Raw genomic sequence first — 24,480 nt, forward strand, 5'->3', positions numbered from 1 at the left:
ATATTGAAAATTGCGAAAAGTTGATGTGAAGGTTATTGTAAAATTTTAAAAATCAGAAATAAAAAAAACCTCATCTATTGATAAGGTTTTTGATGTATGTGATTAATCAATTTTGATAAAATTACCATTCAGATCAAATTTCAAATCGACATTATTTTGTAACAATTCTACTTTTATTTCTTTATCTTTTGTATCCATTTCAATTGATTTCGCATCAATTTTAGGATATTTAGTTTGAAGATATTTTTGAATATTATCTGGGAAAAATTTAATCGGAATCGCTTTTCCTAGACCATTTTTCACTTCCTTCCAATCACCATTATCTGTAAATTCTATTTTTGTTCCGTCTTTCAACTGAATATTATATGTTGTGATATTGCGTTCAACTTCTTTTATCGCATTCACGAACTCCATATTACCAAAGTTTTTCGAAACAAAATTTTGTGCATTAACAGGCAAATTATTTGCTGAAATAACGGTTTCATTCGGGTCAATATTTACCGTTTTTTGTTGACCATTATCTTGCAAAACCACATAGGTATTTGACGAAGTCGATGACTCTGGATTATTTGCAATATCACTCTCCAAAACAATTGGCTGTTCTGCAACTTCAGATTTATTTGTTACAACTTCTGTGTTTTCTGTTTTCTTCGATTCGCACGAAGATAAAACTAAACTTAAAATGGCGGCTGTTGATAAAATTATTTTTCTCATGATTTGGATTTTAAACGTTTATCAACAAGCATTATACCATAAAAAAAGCTGGTTAAAAATTTAACCAGCTTTTAAGAAATTATTTTTTCTTCTGAACTAAAATCAGGTACTCCCAAGGTTTTAATTTCAGTTTTGTTGTTGCATCAAATGTGACATCTTCGTTGTTCATAAAGTTTTTATACACCCCATTGATTGGAACTGTAATTTCTTTATTTGCTTTCGTAAAATTCGCAATAAAATAAGCTTCTGTCGTATTTTTTTGACGCTTAAACGCTAAGATAGATTTATCATCAGATGTTTTCAAACGTTCGTAAGAAGCCGCTTTTTTCGCTCCATTAAATGCTTCATTTGTGATTTTAAGTTCTCCTAACTTTTCGTAAACGCCACGCATTTTTGAAGTTGGATTACGATCAATAGAATCTTTAACAAAGAATTTTAAACGACGATTAAAATCTTCTTCTTGTCCATTATAAATCAACGGAATTCCTGGTAAAGTATATGTTAATGCAGCAAATGTTTCCACTGCATCACCCATTCTTTCATATTCAGTTCCAGCCCAAGAATTTTCGTCATGATTTGATGTGAACAATAATTTATAATCATCGGCTTGCCATTTTTTCGGAATCGAATCCATGTACGCATCAATCGCAGAAACGTTTTTCTTACCTTTTGCAATATCATTCATGATATGATGAATTTCCCAACCGTAAGCGGCGTCGAATGCATTATTTGCTAACAAATCTGGCTTCTCTGTTTCACCTAACATAAAAATTTCACGACCATTTGTCAATTGTGGTTTTGCTTCGTTCCAAAAATCTGTCGGAACTTCATGCGCCATATCACAACGGAAACCATCAATTTTGAAATCATCTAACCAATATTTCATATCGGCAATCATCTGTTTGCGCATTTCTTTGTTATCGAAATTTAACGCCACAACATCCGACCAATCGTAAGGAGAATGCATTTTTCCGTTCTTATCTTGTTCGTACCAATTAGGATGTTGTTTTACCCAAGGATGATCCCAAGCTGTGTGATTCGCAACCCAATCCAAAATCACATAGATTCCGTTTTTGTGCGCTTCATCAACTAATTTCTTGAAATCTTCGGCATTTCCAAATTCTGGATTGATTCCTCTATAATCTTTGATCGAATAATACGAACCTAAACCTTCTTTTCGATTTTCTTCTCCAATTGGATAAATAGGCATAATCCAAAGGATTTTAACACCTAATTTCTTGATATTCGAAATCTCTTTTGTTACCGCTGCAAAAGTTCCTTCTGGTGAAAACTGACGAACATTCACTTCATAAATCACAGAAGTTTCCGCCATATCAGCCGTAAAAGGTAAAATACCTTGTTGTTTCATTTCAGTTTTAACATCTTCTGACTTTGTTTCCTTTTTGCTTTCACAACTTGTTAAAAACAAAGTTGTCATCAAGGTTAAACCAACTATTTTTTTTATCATTTTTCTTCTATTACTTCTCAAAAAATTAATTCACTTTCTCTAATAACACAATATCAGAAGTCGTGTTCAATTCTAAATTTCCGTTCACAACTTTTCCAGAAAAACCTGAATAAGCATCGCGAACTTTGGTACCATCTTTCCAAACAGAACTTACATTAATTGTGTTTTTACCAATTGGCATTTCCAAACCAATCACCACTTCGTCTGTCTTATATTTTCTTGTAAAAATATACGGAGAATTTTGCAAATCTGTTTGATTTCCTGCTCCAACTGCTGGATGATTTCGTCTAAATTGTCCTAATTTTTGGTAATGGTTCAATAATGATTCCGTTTCTGAATTTGGTTTAATATCTTCCCAATTCATATTCGAACGAAGATTTGCATCTCCATCAACACCTTCAATTTCTAGCGGACGAGCCGTTTCGTCTCCATAATAAATTTGAGAAATCCCTGGCGCTAATAACAATCGAGTTCCCGCATCCCAAGGATTTTGACGATCTTTATCAAAAGGCGAACCATCATCGTGAGAGGTAATGTAGCTCATCACAGACTTTCCTTTCATCTTGTTTTGAAGAATATCATTGTATCGATCAAAAACTGTTTGATTGGATTCTTTTTGAGTTGAACGTAAATCAAAATTGATCAATGCATCAAATCCATTCTCAAAATAATTAACCGTTTTATCAGGGAAATTATATTGTTGACCATCATTAATCGAATATCCATAAACTTCTCCTAACAAGAAAAACTTGTTTTGATCCAATACTTTTGTAGGATTATTCGCTTTATATTCTGCGAAAGCATCTTGACAAATTTCTTCGAATTTCTTCCAAACATTTTCTTCCGTATGTTTCACCGTATCGACACGATAACCATCAATTCCATACTTACGAATATAATCTGAAAGCCATTTCATAATGTAATATTTCGGTGCTTTTGGAAGGTTATATTTCGCGAAAAAAGCATTCAATTCAGCAACTTCTTTATCCAAACGACCTTCTTTTGACCATTTTGCTAACAATTGCGGTGGCAACATTACATCATTTTCAGATTCCGTTAAAATGTCTGGTAGATTTTTCACCAACGTACATTCTATCGTCGTTTTGTAAGATTCATAGGTACATTGTGGCGATACACGAACCCAATCAGCAGGAAAAACGCCGTCAGAATTTGTCACTGGACCTGTGTGATTAATCACCGCATCCAACATAATACGAATGCCTTTCGCATGGGCTTTGTCAACCAATTCTTGCAACTCTTTTTCAGTTCCCCAGTTTTTATCAATCGACGTCCAATCTTTTGTCCAATAACCGTGAAATCCATATGTTTTTCCTTGACCTTCGTCTACAAAACCGTGAATTTGCTCCACAATCGGTGTCATCCAAATCGCATTAACTCCTAAATCTGAAAAATAATTATCTTCTATTTTATTGATTACTCCACGAAAATCTCCACCTTCAAAACCTCTTAATTTAGACGTTTCAGCAGTTCTTCCGTAATTGATATCATTCTTTTTATCTCCATTCTCGAAACGATCGGTCAACAAAAAATAAATATTTGCACCATTCCAAACAAATGGTTGTTTTTCTGAATGATTTGTTTGCGTAGCTTGTGTTGTTGTTTTTGAACAAGAGCTTAAAAACAATGACGCTATTCCTAATGTGAAAAGTATTTTTTTCATAATACGTTGTATGTTTTAAGTTCTACGTTTTAAGTGAAATATTTCTCAACTTATAACGTAGAACTTGTAACTTAAGACTTATTTAATCTCTTTAATGCTAATTGCAAAACCTCCACCAGCTTGAGATGTTAAATCTAAAACAGATTTTGAATCAACCTTTTTTGTTTCGATTTTATAGGCTTGAGGATTTGTTTTATAATGCGCATCTTTTGCATCAGCATAGATTTTCGCTTCGTATTTTTTTCCTTTATCTAAGAAATCTAATTTGATTTTCGTTGAACGTGGCGTTTCACCATTTACATTTCCAACAAACCAATTATTTGAGTTTTTGTCTTTACGTGCAATTGTTAAATATCTTCCTGGTTCAGCTTCTAAATAGTTAGAATCTTGCCAATCTACAGGTACATCTTTGATGAATTGAAATGCATCAGAAAATTGTTTGTAATGCTCAATAATATCAGCAGCCATTTGCAAAGGCGAATACATTGTCACGTATAAAGCCAACTGATTTGCAATCGTAGAATTGACGTGAGAATGGTTGTTTGGATTTAATTTTTTCACATCCATTTCGAAAATACCAGGCGTGTAATCCATTGGCCCACCTAAAAGACGCGTGAAAGGTAAAACCGTTACGTGATTTGGTTTAGAACCACCGAAAGCTTGGTATTCTGTTCCACGAGCAGATTCGTTTCCGATTAAATTTGGCCATGTACGCGCAACTCCTGTAGGACGAACCGCTTCGTGAGCATTAACCATAATTTTATATTCAGCCGCTTTTTCGATTGCATATTGATAATGATTAATCGTATTTTGGCTGTAATGATAATCTCCACGAGGAACGATATCACCTACATATCCACTTTTTACAGATGTATAACCGTTATCGTTCATGAATTTATAGGCTTTTTCCAAATGTCTTTCATAATTACGAATAGAACCCGAAGTTTCGTGGTGCATCATAATTTTTACACCTTTAGATTTTGCATAAGCATTTAACATTTTCACATCAAAATCTGGATAAGGTGTTACAAAATCGAACACATAGTCTTTGTGATTACCGAACCAATCTTCCCAACCTTCGTTCCAACCTTCAACTAAAACAGCATCAAATCCGTTTTCTGCAGCAAAATCGATGTATTCTTTTACATGTTCGTTATTTGCTCCATGTTTTCCGTTTGGCTTCGCATTTTTATAATCGGTTACACCTAATTGTACTGTCGGAAAATCATCTGTATATGCCCAAGAGCTTTTTCCTGTAATCATTTCCCACCAAACACCAACGTATTTTACAGGTTTGATCCAAGAAGTATCTTTAATTTTTGAAGGTTCATTCAAATTATAAACCAATTGCGGACCTTTGAAAGCAACTTCTCGTGCATCATCACTCGCAATAATAGTACGCCAAGGCGTATTGAAAGGCGCTTGTAAATAACCTTTATCACCCAAAGCATCAGGAGTCAACCAAGATTCAAACGTTAATGTTTTATCATCTAAATTCAAACTCATTGCAGGATAATTAATCAACGCTGCTTCGTGTAAATTGATGTAAAGTCCATTTGTTGCTTTCATCATCAAAGATGTTTGTACTCCTGTTTTTGAGAAAGCTTGTTGAGATGCATTTCCAATATAAGCTTTATCAAATAATCCTCTAATTTCTGATAATTTAGATTCTGTGTAATCGTATTCTTGCGTATCGTAATCACCAGGAATCCAAAAAGCAGTATGATCTCCTGCCATTGCGAATTGTGAATGCTCTTCTTTGATCACAAAATATTTCAAATTCTTTTGTTCTGGGAATTCGTAACGGAAACCTAATCCTTCATTAAACAAACGAAAACGAATAATCATTTGTCTATCTGTATTTGGTTGAGAAACCGTCACCGCTAATTCGTTGAAATTATTTCTGATTTTGTCTACTTCTCCCCAAACCGGTTTCCAAGTTTCATCAAAAGTTGATGTTTTAGTATCAATAATTTTGAAACCTGATAAGAAGTTTGCAATGTCTTTTGCACGCTCATCTTCTACTCGATCTTGCACTGCAAAATCCATTTCTTTATGCTTCGTTTTAAACTCAAATCCTAAATGACTTGGTTTAACCACATCTTTTCCTTTGTATTTTAACTGATAAGTAGGTTTTCCATCTTTAGACAACGAAAAATCCATTACAAAATTTCCGTTTGGAGATTTCAATTCTTGTCCATAAACCATATTCATCATCGCGATTCCTAACCCCAGTATAAACTTAAAGTTTTTCATATTTCTTGTTTTTGTTTTATTGTCTGTTTTATGCTTTACGCCTAATGCGTAAAGCAATAAATTTCTTGTCAAGCTGAACTTGTTTCAGCTTCTCATTCTCTACTTTATGTGATCCTGAAATGAATTCAGGATGACTTTTATATTTCATTCATTTTTGTCTTGACACAAAAACGAATCAAAAAAGTCAAGGCGGTAAATCTATTTGACTAAAAATTTAAACCGTTTCGAGAATGATTTAAAAATTCGCTATCGCTCATTAAATCATTTTTACTCTTCACTTTTTAAATTTTATTTACGTCATATATTTAATGCCATTTTTTATAATACGTTTTCAGAATAAACGTGAAACCTACTACTTTCCAAGTTCAATAATCATCGAAGATTTACCATCAATTGTGATTTCTCCGTTTGTATTGATTGGTAAAACTTTGTCCGAAATAATATCTTTTCCAGAAGTAAATCCGTTTAATGATTCTGCAAAACGATCTAATTTGAACGTTTGTTTTTCTGGATTTGCATTCAAAATAATCATTACAGATTCGTTTTCATTGTATCTAAAATAAACGTAAACATTATTTTGTGGCATGTAATGTTTTGTTTTTCCTGAATGAATAACTTCTTTATTTTTTCGCCAATTGAAAAGTTTTGCTGTAAAATCGTGAAACGTTTTTTGCTCCGAAGTTCTTCCTTCATTTGTAAAAGCCGATTGTTTATCTGACTTCCAACCTCCAGGAAAATCTTGTCGAATTGCTGCATCACCTTTACTTTTATCTCCTCGCATCCCAATTTCAGACCCGTAATATACTTGAGGAATTCCGCGAACAGTCGAAATTAATGACAAACCAAGTTTATAATCATTCACATCTCCATTCATAATTTCGTTCCAACGTTCTGTATCGTGATTTTCCATAAACACAAACATATTGTTGATATCTGGATATAGAAAATCATTGGTGAACGAATTATACAATTTAATCATTCCTTTATCCCACGATTCCTCTTCCTTGATTGCTTTTGGCAATTCTGAAAACAATGGAAAATCCATTACAGAAGGTAAATACGAATTATAATTATCGATTTCAGCAATTTTAGAATCTTTTTGCCAATACGAAATATGCGCAGACGAATACATCCAAGCTTCTCCAACTACATTGAAATTTGGATATTCTGTCGTAATTGCTTTCACCCATTTCGCCATTCCTTCTTTGTCATTGTACGGATATGTATCAACACGCATTCCTCCTAATTCTGCATATTCTATCCACCAAATTGCATTTTGCGTCAAGTAATTTAGCACTAACGGATTTGATTGATTCATATCTGGCATTGTATAATCAAACCAACCATTCAACGCTTCTTTTTTGTCTACTTCTGCAGCGTTTTTATCAAATTGAGTTGTTGTACGATAATTGGAACGACGGAAACCATCTTTTCCTCCAGGAAATTTGTGAATCCAATCTTGCGAAGGCAAATCCTGAATCATCCAATGCGAAATTCCCCAATGATTTGTCACATAATCTTGAATCAACATCATTCCACGTTGATTTAATTTCTGCGATAATTCGCGATAATCTTCATTGCTTCCGTAACGTCCATCAATCTTATACAAATCAGTTTGTGCATAGCCATGATAGGAATGTTGTTTCTCGTTATCTTCATTAACAGGCGTTAACCAAACCGCTGTTGCACCAAGATTTTGTAAATAATCTAAATTGTTGATAATTCCTCGCAAATCCCCACCATGACGACCATCTGGAATAGAACGATTGGCTTTATCTGTTAATTCTTTCTTCGAATCGTTGCTTTCATCACCATTTGCGAAACGATCTGGCATAATCAAATACACCATATCTTTTGATGTAAAAGATGTTCGATTTGCAGAATTTGGTTGACGATCTTTTAATTCATATGTATACGAATCAACAATTTTATTTTTGTTTTTGATGTTAATTTTGAATGATGATTTGTTTACTTCATTCGTATTAATCGTTACAAAAACATAATTTGGATTTTCAGTTTTCTGTAAATTTTGAATTTTAACATTATCTGATAATTCAATATTGTATTTACTAATATCTTTTCCATAAACTAGAATTTGAACTTCTGGATTTTTCATTCCTTTCCACCAAAACATTGGCTCAACTTTTTGGATTTGAGCAAACGCAAATGTTGATAGGAAAGATGATAATAATAGTATTTTTTTCATGTGTTTTGTTTTTTTAGATTCCTCCATTCGTCGGAATGACATTTACTTTACTACATTAATGAAATTGTCATTCTAAGTTTATCGAAGAATCTTATTATTATTCATTTTTGTCTTGACACAAAAACGAATCAAAAAAGTCAAGGCGGTAAATCTATTTGACTAAAAATTTAAACCGTTTCGAGAATGATTTAAAAATTCGCTATCGCTCATTAAATCATTTTTACTCTTCACTTATTAAATTTTATTTACGTCATAGATTTAATGCCATTTTTAAAATACGTTTTCAGAATAAACTTAGAACGTAGAACTTAAAACCTATTACTTTAAATAAAAATACCCTGAAAACCGAAGCCTTCAAGGTATTAGATTCCCTTTATTAAATCGAAGGCTGAACAACTACTTTCTGGTCGAAAACATAAACCTCTAATGGTTCTGTTCCTTCCAATTCAAATGTTGTTTCTCCTTTATTTACAATAACTTTTAGGATTTGATGACGGAAATTTACTTTAAATGTAAAACCTTCCCATTGTTCTGGTAAACGTGGCTCAAAATACAATTGATCGTTTTTCACACGCATTCCACCAAATCCTTCTACAATCGACATCCAAGTTCCAGCCATAGATGTGATGTGCAATCCTTCGTGAACTTCTTTGTTATAATCGTCTAAATCTAAACGAGAAGTTCTCAAATAAAATGTATATGCTTGCTCCATTCTCCCCAACGTTGCCGCTTGAATAGAGTGAACACAAGGCGATAATGATGATTCGTGAACCGTTAATGGTTCGTAGAAATCAAAATGTTTTTCTAATTGTTCCTTCGAAAATTGATCTTCAAAATAATAGAACGATTGTAAAACATCTGCTTGTTTGATATAAGCCGAACGTAAAATTCTATCCCATGACCATTTTTGGTTAATTGGACGTTCTTCTTTTGGTAATTCAGAAACAGGTGTTAAATCTTTATCCAAGAAACCATCTTGCTGTAAATAGATTCCTAATTCTTCGCTGAATGGAAAATAAATATTCGCCGCAACTTCTTTCATCTCTGCTAATTCTGCATCAGTAATACTTCTTTTTGCAGCGATACGAGCGAAATCTTGAGGATAATTAGTTTTGACGTTTTCAACTTGTTCCAACAAATAATTCATACACCATTGCGCACAATAATTTGAATGGAAATTGTTGTTAACGTTATTTTCGTATTCGTTAGGACCTGTAACACCTAACATCACATATTGTTTTTTGTCGTTTGACCAATTTACACGCTGTTTCCAAAAACGCGCAATTCCTAATAAAACCTCTAAACCAGCTTCTGGAATATACGTTTGATCTCCCGTAAAACGAACGTAATTGTAAATCGCAAATGCAATCGCTCCATTTCGGTGAATTTCCTCGAATGTAATTTCCCATTCATTGTGGCATTCTTCACCATTCATCGTAACCATCGGATACAAAGCTGCACCTTTGTTGAAACCTAATTTCTCACCATTTTCAATTGCTTTATCCAATTGATTAAAACGGTACATTAATAAGTTTCGCGCAACTTCTTGATTTTTTGTCACCATATAAAATGGCAAACAATATGCTTCTGTATCCCAATATGTAGAACCTCCGTATTTCTCTCCTGTAAAGCCTTTTGGACCGATATTTAAACGTGCATCTTTTCCAGAATACGTTTGATTTAATTGAAAAATATTAAAACGAATACCTTGTTGCGCTTTCGTATCACCTTCTATCGTGATATCAGCCATTTCCCAAATCTTTGCCCAAGCTTCTTTTTGGTTTATTAACAATTGTTCATAACCTTGTTCATTTGCTTGAGATAATACATTTTCGGCAGCGTTAATTAATTCATTTTTAGGATGATTTGTCGAAACTACATAACCTCCAAATTTCTCAATTGTCGCTGTATCATTTGCTTTTACCTCAACTTCGTATGTGAATTCTACTTTTGTTTCAGTTTTAACAGCATTTGTTGGCACGATTTGTTGATAACTTCCATTTACTAAGATTTTATTCTGCATAAATGTTACGACTTCAAAATGAGTTTTGAACGTACGCGCTTGAACGAAACCTTGTTCACCTTTAATTTCAGAAGAAATTGGTTCCCAAAAAATCTCTTCCCAGTTCGCATCTTCGTTTTTTACAGCTGCATCAACATAAGGTTTGAAGACAATTTTCGCATCTCCATTGATTGGTTTGATGTCATATTTAATTGCTCCTAATTCATCTAAATCAGCAGAAAGAAAACGTCGAACAAAAACCGCAATTTCTAATCCAGAAGGTAAAACCGCAATAAATGAACGATCTAATAAACCTTCTTTCATGTTCAATTCGCGACGGAAATTTTTGACTTCTTTACAAGTGTTTAAATCAAATTTTTCACCGTTAATTTCGATGTCAATTCCAATCCAAACTGACGCATTTAATACTTTTGCAAAATATTCTGGATAACCGTTTTTCCACCATCCCACTTTTGTTTTGTCAGGATAATAAACGCCGGCAACATAGCTTCCTTGAAATGTATCACCTGAATAAAATTCTTCGAAATTAGCACGTTGTCCCATTGCTCCATTTCCTATAGAAAATAAACTTTCAGACGATTTTACACGATCTTTTTCAAACCCTTCTTCGATAATTGACCACGCATTCGGGATGATATAATCTTGATTCATTTTGTTTGTTGTATGTAGTTTGTATAATTATTGATTGATTAATTCGACCAAGAAATCTGTTGAGATTTCAGTAAAATTATTAAAGTTGTATTTTGCTTCATTCAAAACCGAAGCTTCTCCAATTCCGATGCTTGTCATTCCTGCAACATTTGCAGCTTCAATTCCTGCAACAGAATCTTCAAATACAATTGAATTTTCGTTTGTTTGATTTGCTTTTTTCGCTCCAACGATAAAAACTTCTGGATCTGGTTTTGCGTTAGAAACATCGTTTCCGTCCACGATATCATCGAAGTAGTTTAAAATATTAACTTTCTCCAAAATTGGACGCGCATTTTTAGAAGCCGATCCCAAAATAATTGGTTGATTGTTTTCTTTTAGAAAGTTTAAAACGTCCATTACACCTGGTAAAATTTCAGAATCGTCCATCTTATCGATGTATTCTAAATATTCTTTGTTCTTCTGAACTAACCATTCGTTTTTCTGCTCATCAGAAGCTTCAACATTTCCCAATCCGAGAATAATTTCTAATGATCGCACACGAGAAACACCTTTCAATAATTCGTTATGTTCATGCGTAAAATCGATATTTAGATTATTCGCTAATTTTTTCCATGCTAAATAATGGTACTTTGCAGTGTCAACGATGACACCATCTAAATCAAAAATAAATACTTTAGTTTTCAAAATGATTATGCTTTGATTGGTTCATCCACATCTTTTACGCGCGTTACAAAAAGTGCTGCAATAATTAGCGCAACACCGCTGGTAACAATGGCGTAGATTGGATTATCGTGATATAAATATTTTACAATTGGACCGCCCAAAAGAGCGTTAATGATTTGAGGCATACAAATGAAGAAATTAAAAATCCCCATGTAAACACCCATTTTTTTAGCTGGAATTGCTCCTGCTAAAATTGCATAAGGCATCGATAAGATACTTGCCCAAGCAATTCCTACTCCGATCATGGAAAGGATTAATAATTTTGGATCGTGAATAAAATAGATTGAAATTAATCCTAATCCTCCACAAATTAATGAAATAGCGTGTGTTGTTTTTCGACCAAATTTTAAGGCGATTGCAGGTAAAAAGAAGGCGAAAATTGCAGAAATTCCGTTGTAAACACCGAAGATAATTCCAACCCAATCTCCTGCTTTTTGATATGTTTCTGAATGTGTATCACTCAAAGACAAACCGTACACATGATGAGCGATTGCTGGTGTAGCGAATACCCACATTCCGAATAATGCAAACCACGTAAAAAATTGCACCAAGCCTAATTGTTTCATCGTTTTTGGCATATTTCCAAAATCGGTAAAAATCTGTGTTAAGCTTGCTTTTTCTTCAACAATTGGTTCTCTACCTTCTGCTTTTTCGAAAGCGTCTAATTCTTCTGGCGAATATTCTTTTGTTGTAAAAATGGTGATTAAAACGGTTACAATAATTGCGATTGCTCCAATAATGAATGATAAAATTAAGTGAAACGGAACTTCTCCTTCCGCTGCAACACTTGAAACACCAAACCAGTTGCTCAAAATATAAGGTAACCACGAACCTACAACAGCCCCTAAACCAATAATTACAGTTTGAATTGAATATCCTAATGTACGTTGATCCGAAGGCAACATATCAGCTACAAATGCGCGCATCGGTTCCATGGCGATATTGAATGAAGCATCCATTATCATCAAGAATCCAGCGCCCATCCATAATGCAGGCATCAATGCCGTAAATGCACCTGCTTGTGGCATTAAGATTAATCCGAAAGAAGCCAATAAAGCTCCTACTAAAAAGTATGGTTTTCTTCGTCCAAATTTGGACCAAGTATTATCTGAATAATGACCAATAATAGGCTGAACAATCAATCCCATTAACGGTGCAACAATCCAAAACCAAGACAATTCGTGCACATCAGCACCAAATGAACTTAGAATACGGCTCGCATTTGCGTTTTGCAAGGCGAAACCCATTTGAACTCCTAAATATCCGAAACTTAAATTCCAGATTTCAAGAAATCCTAATCTACGCTTTCCCATTATCGTAATTTTTTTATGTATTTTACGATAAGCGTTTTATGCTTATCAAAACTATATTTTTGTAATTTGAGAAGTAAAAATATGTTTTGATTTGTTTACAATGTTAAAACTTTTTTTTGGGATTATTGCAACTGTAACAATTATTTAACCAAAAAAAACTTACTAAATCGTTGTAGTTTCTCGGTGTAATAATTCAGTTCCGACAACTTCGGTAATGTAATGTTCGTGCTCGTTTTCTGACTCTAATTTTTGAATCAATAAACGCGCAGCAATCTCACCCATTTTGAATGCATTTTGTTTGACTGTAGAAATGCTTGGAATTGAGTTCTTGGAAATTACACCATCTGTAAAAGCAATTAAATGTAACTCTTCTGGCACTTTAATTCCTTTTTTCAATGCAGCTCTCAAAACTTTTACGGCATATAATTCATTTACTGCCATTACTGCGTCAAATTTATTTTTTTCGAAAAATTCATCAATCATAGTGTCCAACTGACTCTCGTCTTCTACACGCAAAATCAAGTTTTCGTCAATTTCAATTCCATTCGCTTCCAACGTTCTTTTATATCCTTCGGTTCTTAAGCGTCCGACACTTATATAATCTGGCGTCGTAATAAAGCCGATTTTCTTGCGTCCTTTACTTATAAAATATTGAATTGCTTCTTGTGTCGCAAGTACATCATCAATAATAACTTTATCGGTATAAACCTCACGTGTTACACGATCGAACATCACAACTGGCATTCCTTGGTTGATGATTTCTTTGATATGATGATAATCTTTTTTGGCTTGAGTTTCTTTTGAAAGAGAAATTACAAATCCATCTATACTACCCGCCGCAAGCATCTCCATATTAATAACTTCGCGTTCGTACGATTCATTTGACAAACAAATTAATACATTATAACCATATTGATTTGCTAAATTTTCGATCCCACTAATTACCATCGCGAAAAAATCGTGAACGATTTCGGGAATAATCACAGCAATTGTTTTCGTTTTTCGATTCTTTAGACTTAATGCAATATTATTCGGTTTGTAGTTGTATAATTTTGCAAATGCTTGAATCTTTTGTTTCGTTGCAGCACTAATCTCTTCGCTATTTTTCAACGCTTTAGAAACCGTTGATATCGAAACATCTAACTCTTTTGCAATCTGTTTTAATGTCAAATTCTTTTTCATAATCTTCTTTCTACCTTAACCATCAATCTTATTCTACTAATTTCCGTCTTTTTTATTAAAAATTAACAAGCGCTAACAATTAATTTAATTATTTATTAACACGAAAACGTTTTCGTTTAGTTAGTCGGTGTATTACATACACAATCAATCAATTAAACGACTTACATTTGGTAATGAGAAGTAAAAATATAAATTAATAATTAACGAAACAAAACGAAAAATATATGAGGATTTTAAAACAATCTCTTCTAGCATTAGTTTTATCAAGCCCTGCTATTTTATCTGCACAAACTGCGATAAAAGGAACAGTACAAGATAGCGCTAATAACACGGTTTTAGCTGGTGCAGATGTTTCGAACATTACAACAGGAGAATCGACAGTTTCTGATGAAAAAGGAAATTTTACATTAGAAGCGAACGATGGTGATATAATTGTTATCAGTTTTTTTGGTTATGACGATCAAGAAATAACTTTTGCGGGACAAACACAATTACAACTTCGTATGTCTAAAACGACAGAAAACTTGAAAGAAGTTGTTGTAATTGGATATGGTACAGCAAAAAAAGAAGATGTTACAGGTTCTGTAAATCAATTAAATTCAGAAGATTTCAATAAAGGATCAATCACTTCTGCACAAGAATTAGTGACTGGAAAAATCGCTGGTGTTGTGGTAACATCTGCTGGTGGAGCTCCTGGTGATGGACAAAACATTATCATTCGTGGTAATAGTTCGTTATCATTAAACTCTCAACCATTATATGTGGTAGATGGCGTTCCTTTATCTGAAGTAAATATTGGAGGTTCTCGAAATCCTTTGGATTTCTTAAATCCTAACGACATCGAAACGATGACTATTCTGAAAGATGCTTCGGCAACTGCTATTTATGGTTCTCGTGCTGCGAATGGTGTTGTAATGGTTACAACTAAAAAAGGTAAAGGGAAAAAATTCCGTTTTAACTATAATTCAGTTACATCAATTTATCAACCAGAAGGTTATATTGACGTAATGAATGCAGATCAATTCCGTGAATTGGTAAAATCTGTAGGAACAGCTGACGAAATTGCTCGTTTAGGTAATGCAAATACAGATTGGCAAAAAGAAATTTATAAAACTGCTGTAGGTTTTGATCACAATTTTAGTGCAACAGGAAATATTGGAGGTAAAATGCCTTCTCGTTTTTCTATTTCTAATACAGATCAAGATGGTATTTTGAAAGGAGATAACATCAATCGTACAACAGCTTCTATGAACTTGAGTCCATCTTTCTTAGATGATCACTTAAAATTTGAATTGAATGCTCGTGGTTCTTATATCGAAAATCAATTTGCAAACAGAGGTGCTATTGGAGCTGCTTTAGAGTACGACCCAACTCAACCAGTTTATTCTGGAGCAAATGTATTTGGAGGTTACCACACTTGGATGGATGGAGCTGTAAAACACAATTTAGCACCAACTAACCCAGTTGCATTAATCAATGAAAACAGAGATACATCTGAAGTTCGCCGTTTTGTAGGAAATGCAAAAATGGATTATAAATTACATTTCTTACCATCTGTTACTGCAACGGTAAATGTAGGTTATGATATTTCTAATGCAAACGGACGCAATGTAACGACTGCAAATATGCCAAGTTCTTCTTTGACTTGGGATGGTTCTAAAACAACTTTTAGTGCGCAGTTCTACAACAAATTATTTGATGCATATTTAACATTCAACAAAGATTTTGGACAACATGGATTAACTGTTGTTGGAGGTTACAGTTATCAGTACTTTAACACATACAACACCAATTACGATAGTGAATTAGAACAACAAGGTTCTGATCAATTTCGTTTTGTAGACCGTGATCAATATTCTTTATTATCATACTTCGGACGTTTAAACTATAATTTTGATAATCGTTACATCTTAACAGCGACTATGCGTGCAGATGCTTCTTCAAAATTAAGCCACGACAACCAATGGGGTTATTTCCCTTCTGCAGCTATTGCATGGAATATTTCTAAAGAAGAATTCTTAAAAGGAAGTTCTGTTGTAAATGATTTGAAATTACGCGTAGGTTATGGTAAAGTTGGTAATGTAAACGGATTAGGAAACTTCCAATTCTTAACGCGTTATCAAGGATCAGAATCAACTGCTTATTATCAATTTGGTTCAACATTCTATCAAACTTATCGTCCTCAACCATTTAATGGTGATTTGAAATGGGAAATTTCGAGTACATTAAATGCTGGTATTGATTACTCTTTATTCAAAAATAGAATCTATGGTACATTAGACGTTTACAAGAAAAAGACAAGTGATTTAATTGCGAGTGTTTATGTAGATCCATTTACAAACTTTGGAAATATGATCGATAAAAATATCGGTGATATGGAAAACAAAGGAATCGAATTTAGCATCAACGCTGATATCGTAAAAACAAAAGATTTTGATTGGTCTTTTGGATACAACATCGCTTTCAATGATAATAAAATTGTCAACATACCTACTGATAACTTAACAGGTGGTATCGATGGAGGAACTGGTAACAATATTCAAATTCAACGTGAAGGAGAAGAACCATTTAGTTTCTATGTATACAAGCAGATTTATGATGCAAACGGAAAACCAATCGAAGGAGCTTACGAAGATTTGAACAACGACGGAATCATCAACGAAAAAGACCGTTATATTCACAAAAGTCCTTTCGCAAAAGTAACAATGGGATTCAATACATTCTTCCGTTACAAAAATTGGGATTTAAGTGCAACTGCTCGTGCTAACATCGGAAACTATGCTTACAACAACATGGCTTCGTCTAAAGGTTACAGCAAAAAAGCGACAGGAAATGGTCAAAACTATTTATCTAATGTGCTTTCAAGCTACTACAACACTGGTTTCACAAGTATCACAGAAACTAATTTGTTAAGTGACCACTTTATAGAAGATGCATCTTTCTTCCGTATTGATAACATTACATTAGGTTACAACCTAAAACAAGCGATCAAAGGATTGGATATTCGTCTTTATGGAGCGGTTCAAAACGTAGCTGTATTCACAAATTACAGCGGTTTAGATCCTGAAATTTACCGCGGAATTGATAATAGTTTTTATCCAAGACCGAGAACGTATGTATTTGGTTTAAATGTTAATTTCTAAGAAAACTACAATGAAAAAGATTAAAATTTCAACATATATTTTAGCTGCGGCATTGGCTTTCTCTGTTTCTTCATGTCATGATGATTTAGATTTAATGCCAAATGATCCAGATACTTATACACAATTTGATGTATTCAAAGATGCTGCTACAGCAAAATCTGCTTTAGCAAAAGTATACGCTTCTTTAGCGCTTACGGGACAAAAAGGACCTGCGGGAAGTGGAGATATTCAAGGTATTGACGAAGGTGCTTCTCAATATACTCGTTTAATGTTCAACTTAAATGTATTGACAACAGACGAATCTATTGTTGGTTGGGGAGACCCAGGTTTACCAAACTTGCATGAGATTTCTTGGGGAGCAAGTAACAGTTTTGTTGAAGCAATGTATTATCGTTTAGCACAAACCGTTTCTTTCTCTAATTCGTTTATTGCAAATGCTGAAGCTTTATCTAGTACAACTCCAGAAGTGAAAGAATATGTAGCTGAAGCGCGTTTCATTAGAGCATATGCTTATTATAGCTTAATGGATTTATATGCGAATGTTCCGTTAGTAACAGAAGTTTCTTCTGAATTACCAAAACAAAGCAATCGTAAAGAGATTTTCACTTTCGTTGAGAGCGAATTAAAAGCAATCGAAGCTGAATTAAAAGCTGGTCGCGCAAACGAATACGGACGTGTAGACAAAGCAGCTGCCGAAGCATTATTATCTCGTTTATATCTAAATGCAGAAACTTGGATTGGTCAAGCAAAATATACAGAAGCTATTACTTATTCTAAATTAGCTATGCAAGCTGGATATACGCTTAACACAACTGATGGAAATAAAAATGGTTCTGCTTATGACGAATTATTTTTAGCTGATAATAATACGAATGGCGCGCAAAACGAAGCTATTTTCGTTTTAAACTTTGATGGAAATAATTCTCGTACCTACGGAGGTTCCACTTTCTTAGTAAAAGCTGCAATTGGTGGAAAAATGGTTGCTGCTGATTACGGTGTAAATGGTGGATGGGGAGGTCCTCGTTCTACAAAAGCATTGGTGAATCAATTTACAGATGCTGTTACAACAAAAGACAGTAACGGAAATCCAACTGCATGGAAAGATAAACGTGCGATGTTCTTTACAGATGGACAAACTTTTGAAATTAACAACATAGGTACATTTGGAGAAGGTTATGCTGTTTACAAATGGTCTAACAAACGTTCAGACGGAAAAAGTGCAAACGATGCAACAGGAGAATATGTTGACACAGACGTTCCAGTAATTCGTTTAGCAGAAGTTTATTTAAACTATGCCGAAGCTGTTTTACGTGGAGGAATTGGTGGAGATCGCGCTACTGCATTAAACTTAATCAACGAATTAAGAACTCGTGCATATGGAAATACTTCAGGTAATATTACTGACGGACAATTAAACTTAGATTTCATTTTAGCTGAAAGATCAAGAGAATTGTACTGGGAAGGAACGCGTAGAACTGATTTAATTCGTTTCAGTAAATATACTAACAATTACAATTGGCCTTGGAAAGGAGGCGTTCAAAACGGAACTTCTGTAGATGCTACAAAAGCTATCTTCCCAATTCCAAACAATATTATTGTCATTAATCCAAACTTAACTCAAAACCCAGGTTATTAAGATGAAAAATTTTATAAAATATATTTCGTTAGCTTGTGCGAGTATTTTTGCCTTAAGCGCATGTAGCGATGATGAAGATATCATCAAATTAGATCCCTCAAATTTTGTTGCACCGAAAGTAGAAACACCTGCTTCATCAACAATTGAATTATTAGAAGAAAATGCTGCAAATACAGCAATGACATTTAATTGGAGTGCCGCAAATTATGGAACAAATACTCCTCCTAAATATGAATTACAAATTGATGTAAAAGGAGATAATTTTGAAAATCATCAAGTTCTTACTTCAACTTCAACATTAACAGCTGATGTTACCGTAAAAGAATTGAATTTAGCAGTTATTGCTTTAGGATTAGAACCTTTTAAAGAAGGAGAAATAGAATATCGTATTGTTTCTACAGTTGGTACTCCTGGTTCTCAACAGTTAATTTCTAATGTCAATATATTAAAAATAACGCCATATCCAACAGATTTATCTACAAATTGGGGTGTTGTTGGTTCTGCAGCTCCTAACGGTTGGGACGGACCGGACGTTCCGTTTTGGAAAACTGATGTTACAAATGTATTTGTAGCGTATACAGATTTAAAAGGTGGTGAAATCAAATTCCGTCAAGACAACAAATGGGAGTTAGATTATGGTGGATCTAATGGTAAACTTGAAAAAGGAGGTAAAAACATCGCAGTAGATGCCGGTACTTACAAGATAACTATGGACTTAACAAATCTAACTTATAAATTAGATAACTATTCTTGGGGATTAGTAGGTGACGCTACAGCAAACGGATGGGATGGTCCAGACCAAAAATTGTCTTATGATGGTACTTTAGATGCTTGGACTATTACTACAACATTAAAAGATGGAGAATTTAAATTCCGTTTAAATAATGATTGGGGAACAAATTTTGGTGGTACAAGTAATGCAGGAGAATTAACAGACAAAGACGGTACTAACATCAAAATAAAAGCTGGGAAATATAAAATCACAGCTAATTTCAACAAGAAAACTTATACAGTAGAAGCTCAATAAAATTTTTTCTCATCAACAAATAATTTTTTAAAAGCCATTAAAATTCAATTACGTTTTTTAATGGCTTTTTTTCTAAAACCACACAAAACATGAAAAACATTCTATCTATTTTGATGCTTTTAATGGTAATATCTTTTACTAAAGCACAAATTACAACAGATCCTTCTCCACCCGAAGCAAACCAAGCAGTTGTAATAAACTTCGACAAAACGGGAACAGGTCTAGCCAATTATTCAGGAGATATTTATGCGCATACAGGCGTAACTATCGATGGAAAACAATGGGAAAATGTAATTGGAAGTTGGGGAAATAATACTACTCAACCCAAATTAACTTTCGTTTCTGGATCAACCTACAAATTAGAAATCCCGAATTCTATTTATCAATTCTATGGAGTTGATACTTCTAAAAATATTACTGCAATAAATATTGTTTTTAGAAATGCAGATGGAAAACAACAAACTACGGATCTTTCTATTTCGGTAGGTTCTTTCAAATTTACTTTAGCTAATCCGCTAGAAAATTCGATTACAAATGTTTCTTTAGGATCAAATTTTAACATCAAAGCGACAGCTACAAAATCTGCTAATTGGACATTATCAGCCAACGGAACTCAAATTGATGCATTAAGTAATTCAACAACTTTTGATAAAAATTATACCATTTCTCAAAATCAGAATTATACATTAAATGCAACTTTTAATGGTCAAACGATAAGTAAATCATTTTCTGTTAATATCAAACCAACAGTGAAAGATGTGGCAATTCCGACCAATTTACATGAAGGAATTAATTACTTGGATAATGATTCTTCAAAAGCATATTTGGTTTTATACGCACCACAAAAAGAGTTTATTCATGTGATTGGAAGTTTCAATAATTGGCAACTTTCTGATCAATATGTAATGAATCGTGATACAACAAACAAAGATTTATATTGGATTGAATTATCTAATCTTAAAGCTAATGAAATTTATACATTTCAATACCGTACAAGTGATGGAATCAAAACTGCCGATCCTTATTCGACTTTAGTTTTATCGCCTTATGATGATCCGCATATTACCGCAGCTACGTATCCAAATATGCCTGTTTATCCAACTGGACAACAATTTGAAGTTTCGGTTTTACAAACAAATCAAACAAAATACAATTGGAAAGTTTCCAATTTTGCTCGTCCAAATAAAGAAAATTTGATGATTTACGAATTATTAATTCGTGATTTCAATTCGACAAAAACGTGGCAATCTTTAATTGATGATTTTGACTATTTCAAAAAATTAAACATCAACGCTATCGAAGTGATGCCTGTAATGGAATTTGAAGGAAATATTTCTTGGGGTTATAATACCGCTTATCATCTTGCTTTGGATAAAGCTTATGGACCAGCAGATAAAATGAAAGAATTCATCGATTTATGTCATCAAAATGGAATTTCAATCATTTTAGATGTTGCTTTAAATCACGTTTATGGTCGTTCTCCGTTGGTTAGAATGTGGATGAATGATTTTGATGGAGATGGTTTTGGAGAACCAACCTCTACAAATCCTTATGTTAATCAAACCGCAAAACATAGTTACAATGTTGGTTACGACTTGAATCATCAATTAACGCCAACTCAAAATTATGTGCAACGTACATTAAAACATTGGATTGAAGAGTTCAAAATTGATGGTTTTAGATGGGATTTAACAAAAGGATTTACTCAAAATTGTACGCCTTCTGATGAAACTTGTACAAACGGATATCAAGCTGATCGTGTAGCAATTTTAAAGAAATATGCTGATATGCAATGGACAATTGATCCAAATTCTTACATCATTTTTGAGCATTTAGGAAATAATGGTTCTGCACAAGAAGAAACAGAATGGGCAAATTATCGCATTAACGAAGGGAAAGGAATTATGCTTTGGGGGAAAGCGACAAACAATTTCAATCAGAATACAATGGGATATGCTTCGGATAGCAATTTTGATTGGTTAAAACATACTGTAAAAGGTTTTACGAAAAAACATTTAGTTGCTTACGCAGAAAGTCATGATGAGGAAAGAATGATGTACAAGAATTTACAATATGGTGCATCTTCAGGAACCTATAATGTAAAAGATTTAAAAACTTCTTTAGAAAGACAAAAAGCTCTTGGTGCAGTTTTATTTACAATTCCTGGTCCTAAAATGTTGTGGCAATTCGGAGAATTAGGATACGATTACTCGATTAATCATTGTCAAGATGAGACAAATAGTGACGGATGCCGTACCAATCCAAAACCAATTCCAAGCGAAATTGGTTATTTAACAAATACTGATAGAAAATCTGTTTATGATGTTTGGGCAAAAATTATTGGACTTAAATTAAACAACAAAGTTTTCGAAACTGATAATTATACGATTACATCTGGCGATTTAAAACCTCGTGTTCAGATTACAAATAACTTATTATCAACTTCTGATTTATATGAAGTTATTGTGATTGCAAACTTCACTACAAGTACTCAAGCAATTGCGCCACTTTTTCCATTTGTAGGAAATTGGTACAATTTAATGGACGAAACAACGCTGAATGTAATCAATACAAATTCATCGTTTACAATTAATCTAAATCCAGGTGAATTCAGAATTTATGGGAATGCAAAAGCAAATTTATCAATGGACAATATCGAGGTTAAAACAGAGAAGATTTCTATAACTCCAAATCCAGTTTCTTCTTCTTTTTCACTAAATATTCATTCAGAAAAAGTAAAAATATATGATTTAACAGGAAAACTGGTCAAAGAATTTTCAGGAAAATTTTCAGCGATACATCAATTTAACATCAAAGAATTACCAAAAGGAATTTACATTCTTGATATTGAAGCTAAAAATGGAAAAATTGGAACATCTAAATTAATTAAACAATAATTATCATTCTTTATGAAATAAAAAAACCTCATCAATTGATGAGGTTTTTTTGTTGCTTAAAAATTAAGCTTAATATTATATTTTTCGTAGAAATTTTTGATATGAGCAACGGCTTCTTCCGCTGTATCAACCAAACGGAAAAGATCCAAATCTTTCTCAGAAATATAACCTTCTCTCAAAACTGTTTCTTTGATCCAATCAATCAAACCTGACCAATATTCAGTTCCGACTAACACAATCGGGAAACGTCCTGTTTTCTTCGTTTGTACTAATGTCATCGACTCAAACAATTCGTCTAACGTTCCGAAACCTCCTGGCATTCCAATAAATCCTTGTGAATATTTCACAAACATTACTTTTCGTGCAAAGAAATAATCGAAATTAATTTCATACTCGCGGTCGATATATTTGTTCAATTCTGTTTCGAAAGGCAATGTAATTCCCAATCCAACAGAAGTTCCTCCACCCTTTTGCGCTCCTTTGTTTGCAGCTTCCATAATTGCAGGACCTCCACCAGTAATTACTCCAAAACCAATCTGTGTTAATCGGTATGCAATATCTTCTGCTAAAGCATAATATGGATGATCTGACGAAGTACGTGCCGAACCAAAAATAGACACACAAGGTCCTATTTTAGACATTACTTCGTAACCATTTACAAACTCTGCCATAATCTTGAACAACGCCCAAGAATCATTTATTCTAATCTCATTCCAATCTTTTGGTCGAAACGGAGATTGTATTCTATCGTCTTCTTTTTCTTTATCTGTCATATTATTTAAATAAAAAAACCGCAACAAAAATGCTACGGTTCAATATACAAATTTATTGTTTCTTAATGATTAATCTCTACTCATAAAAATTCTCAAAATATACCAGAACAATAACATTAATGAAGCAAATAACGACAATGCCGCTGCAACATATTGTTGTGTTCCGAACTCATATTTTAATTGGTGAGTGTTGTACAAAATTGCTCCACCAGCTAAGACGCACATTCCTACTGAGAACCATAATCCTAAATCGAACCCGAATAACATTCCTGCAATAATCAATCCAATTGCTAAGAAAAATCCTATAGTTAATGCTCCTCGTAAGATAGAGAAATCTGCTTTTGTTAAAAATACAATAGCTGATAATCCTACAAATAATCCGCCTGTTACAACGGCTGCTTGTTTTATCACATAAGTTCCGCCATAATACAAGGCAATGTAAAGCATTGGCACAAAGATTAAAGCTTCTGCAACTATGTATAAAAAGTAGCCTAAATATTGTTTAGATTTTGAAATCGATCCGTACGCCATTTTTTGTGCAACCCATGTAATTCCCATGAAACCTGCTAGTAAAATAAGCCAAAGATATCCAGAAGTTAAACTTAACATAAAGCTCACTAATGCTTCTGATTTTAACATCAAAGATTCGATTAAAACAAATACCAAAACTCCTCCAGCAACGTGTCCGTAAGTATGTTTATAGAAATTTGCCCTTTCTACGCTTGTTGCTTCTGCAACCAATTGGTTTTGTTGATATACGTGTTGATTTTCCATATTCGTAATTTTT

The 24,480-nt window shown here is 33.5% G+C and carries 15 protein-coding genes; 4 read left to right on the forward strand and 11 right to left on the reverse strand.

Annotated features, from left to right (window positions below):
• Positions 1-102: 102 nt before the first annotated feature.
• From HXZ74_RS07695 to HXZ74_RS07735, 9 genes are all read right to left on the reverse strand, one after another.
• Entirely contained in the window at positions 103-714 is a 612-nt protein-coding gene (locus HXZ74_RS07695; protein ID WP_114998835.1) for a PepSY-like domain-containing protein, read from the reverse strand.
• 79 nt (positions 715-793) lie between these two features.
• Positions 794-2,182 (reverse strand): alpha-amylase family glycosyl hydrolase, encoded by a 1,389-nt coding sequence (locus HXZ74_RS07700; protein ID WP_286474706.1) that lies wholly within the window; start codon positions 2,180-2,182, stop codon positions 794-796.
• Between the two features lie 25 nt (positions 2,183-2,207).
• On the reverse strand, positions 2,208-3,863 hold the full coding sequence (locus tag HXZ74_RS07705) for an alpha-amylase family glycosyl hydrolase (RefSeq protein WP_286474708.1): 1,656 nt from the start codon (positions 3,861-3,863) through the stop codon (positions 2,208-2,210).
• A 78-nt stretch (positions 3,864-3,941) separates the two neighbouring features.
• Positions 3,942-6,119, reverse strand: coding sequence for a glycoside hydrolase family 97 protein (locus HXZ74_RS07710; RefSeq protein ID WP_286474709.1), 2,178 nt, complete (start codon positions 6,117-6,119; stop codon positions 3,942-3,944).
• Between the two features lie 352 nt (positions 6,120-6,471).
• The gene (locus tag HXZ74_RS07715; protein ID WP_115001942.1) at positions 6,472-8,325 is read right to left on the reverse strand and encodes a glycoside hydrolase family 13 protein; all 1,854 of its coding nucleotides are present in this window, start codon (positions 8,323-8,325) and stop codon (positions 6,472-6,474) included.
• Positions 8,326-8,701: 376 nt separating this feature from the next.
• A complete protein-coding gene (gene mdxK / locus HXZ74_RS07720) occupies positions 8,702-10,999 on the reverse strand; it encodes a maltose phosphorylase MdxK (protein WP_286474712.1) in 2,298 nt (765 codons plus the stop codon).
• Between the two features lie 27 nt (positions 11,000-11,026).
• The gene (pgmB, locus tag HXZ74_RS07725; RefSeq protein ID WP_280035343.1) at positions 11,027-11,683 is read right to left on the reverse strand and encodes a beta-phosphoglucomutase; all 657 of its coding nucleotides are present in this window, start codon (positions 11,681-11,683) and stop codon (positions 11,027-11,029) included.
• Between the two features lie 5 nt (positions 11,684-11,688).
• Complete coding sequence (locus tag HXZ74_RS07730; protein WP_114998827.1) at positions 11,689-13,035, reverse strand: MFS transporter; 1,347 nt, start codon at positions 13,033-13,035, stop codon at positions 11,689-11,691.
• 162 nt (positions 13,036-13,197) lie between these two features.
• Positions 13,198-14,217 carry a LacI family DNA-binding transcriptional regulator gene (locus HXZ74_RS07735; protein ID WP_280045491.1) on the reverse strand — a complete coding sequence of 340 codons (1,020 nt, stop codon included), beginning with the start codon at positions 14,215-14,217 and terminating at the stop codon, positions 13,198-13,200.
• A gap of 224 nt (positions 14,218-14,441) precedes the next feature.
• Between HXZ74_RS07735 and HXZ74_RS07740 the strand changes: the two genes are divergently transcribed.
• The 4 genes from HXZ74_RS07740 to HXZ74_RS07755 all read left to right on the forward strand — a co-directional run bounded on the left by HXZ74_RS07740 (position 14,442) and on the right by HXZ74_RS07755 (position 22,920).
• The gene (locus HXZ74_RS07740; RefSeq protein ID WP_286474714.1) at positions 14,442-17,360 is read left to right on the forward strand and encodes a SusC/RagA family TonB-linked outer membrane protein; all 2,919 of its coding nucleotides are present in this window, start codon (positions 14,442-14,444) and stop codon (positions 17,358-17,360) included.
• Positions 17,361-17,370: 10 nt separating this feature from the next.
• Positions 17,371-18,996, forward strand: coding sequence for a RagB/SusD family nutrient uptake outer membrane protein (locus HXZ74_RS07745; protein WP_286474719.1), 1,626 nt, complete (start codon positions 17,371-17,373; stop codon positions 18,994-18,996).
• A 1-nt stretch (position 18,997) separates the two neighbouring features.
• A complete protein-coding gene (locus HXZ74_RS07750) occupies positions 18,998-20,023 on the forward strand; it encodes a SusE domain-containing protein (protein ID WP_286474721.1) in 1,026 nt (341 codons plus the stop codon).
• An 89-nt stretch (positions 20,024-20,112) separates the two neighbouring features.
• Complete coding sequence (locus tag HXZ74_RS07755) at positions 20,113-22,920, forward strand: alpha-amylase family glycosyl hydrolase (protein ID WP_114998818.1); 2,808 nt, start codon at positions 20,113-20,115, stop codon at positions 22,918-22,920.
• 56 nt (positions 22,921-22,976) lie between these two features.
• On the opposite strand, the gene HXZ74_RS07760 is transcribed toward HXZ74_RS07755, so the two are convergent.
• Complete coding sequence (locus HXZ74_RS07760; protein WP_038331032.1) at positions 22,977-23,693, reverse strand: LOG family protein; 717 nt, start codon at positions 23,691-23,693, stop codon at positions 22,977-22,979.
• A gap of 69 nt (positions 23,694-23,762) precedes the next feature.
• Positions 23,763-24,467, reverse strand: a complete 705-nt coding sequence (locus HXZ74_RS07765; protein WP_280061783.1) for a Bax inhibitor-1/YccA family protein — start codon at positions 24,465-24,467, stop codon at positions 23,763-23,765.
• Between the last annotated feature and the right edge of the window lie 13 nt (positions 24,468-24,480).

The sequence above is a fragment of the Empedobacter sp. R750 genome, from assembly GCF_030324345.1.
In the GTDB taxonomy this organism is placed as follows: Bacteria; Bacteroidota; Bacteroidia; order Flavobacteriales; family Weeksellaceae; genus Empedobacter; species Empedobacter falsenii_C.